Here is a 1,192-nt window from a genome sequence, read left to right on the forward strand (position 1 = left end):
AGAAATCGAAGAAGAAGACGTGAGGAAGTAAGAGAACTGAGAAATCTTGAAGGGCGAAGAAGATTAAATGGTTTACGAGAAGGTGACAGAATTACAGTTTTTTCAGGCGGAACTGCGATAGATGGAACAGGCGTCTTTATTCGTGTAGAGGATGGATTTCTTGTTTGGGTAGACGCTGCTGGGACACTTAATGTGACAAGCCTAGATGTTATTAGTGTTCGACGCGTAAGTTAATAGCATTTAAATAATGTAAATGTGTTGAATGCAATAGAAATTGAAGAAATAGGGACCATGAGGAGGTGAGCAAAGTGGGGAATAGAAGATTGGATGGTTTACGAGAAGGCGACAGAATTACAGTTTTTTCAGGCGGAGGTCCGATAGATGGAACAGGCGTCTTTATTCGTGTAGAGGATGGATTTCTTGTTTGGGTAGATGCTGCTGGGACACTTAATGTGACAAGCCTAGACGTTATTAGTGTTCGACGCGTAGTTTAATAGCACTTGAAATAATGTAAATGTATTGAATCTAATAGAGATTGAAGAAATAGGGACCATGAGGAGGTGAGCTAGGTGGGAAATAGAAGATTAAATGGTTTACGAGAAGGTGACAGAATTACAGTTTTTTCAGGCGGAACTGCGATAGATGGAACAGGCGTCTTTATTCGTGTAGAGGATGGATTTCTTGTTTGGGTAGATGCTGCTGGGACACTTAATGTGACAAGCCTAGATGTTATTAGTGTTCGACGCGTAGGTTAATAACACTTGAAATAAATATAAGTAAAAGATAAGAGGGGAGGGCTCTTATCTTATTTTGTTCTTAGGAATTATTATGTTATGTAGATTATATTAGATATTTAAATACTTAAAAAGGGATTTATATAAAATAAATCCCTTTTTAAGTTGATAAGAGAGGTAGGATACATTATATGTGTAATTTTTTAATTGGGTTTGTACTTTTCTAATAATTTATTTGTTTTATGTAAAAGGTGCCAAGAAATACTTTGTAGTTTTATTTCTTGGCGTGGGTATTTATTTGGGTCATTTGGATGCCGACCTTACAATAGTATATGTCCGATATATGGAATGGTTTGTTATTTACGTTCAGTTCAGTGAAATTAGGAAAGAAAAAACACCTATTTTTTAATAGGTGTTTTTTCTGCAAAGTGGCTTATAAAATTAAAAGAAAGGTATTT

3 protein-coding genes are annotated in these 1,192 nt (G+C 35.7%); all 3 read left to right on the forward strand.

Features of this window, described 5'->3' with window-relative positions; all coding sequences use genetic code 11:
• A partial coding sequence (locus MR167_RS31475) for a hypothetical protein (RefSeq protein WP_242316229.1) occupies nucleotides 1-234 on the forward strand: 234 nt, incomplete at its 5' end.
• 65 nt (nucleotides 235-299) lie between these two features.
• Nucleotides 300-494 (forward strand): hypothetical protein, encoded by a 195-nt coding sequence (locus tag MR167_RS31480; RefSeq protein WP_463427291.1) that lies wholly within the window; start codon nucleotides 300-302, stop codon nucleotides 492-494.
• A gap of 75 nt (nucleotides 495-569) precedes the next feature.
• On the forward strand, nucleotides 570-755 hold the full coding sequence (locus MR167_RS31485) for a hypothetical protein (protein ID WP_098853192.1): 186 nt from the start codon (nucleotides 570-572) through the stop codon (nucleotides 753-755).
• The last annotated feature ends 437 nt before the right edge of the window (nucleotides 756-1,192 follow it).

It is taken from the genome of Bacillus cereus group sp. BfR-BA-01355, assembly GCF_022663675.1.
GTDB classification, from domain to species: Bacteria; Bacillota; Bacilli; order Bacillales; family Bacillaceae_G; genus Bacillus_A; species Bacillus_A thuringiensis_S.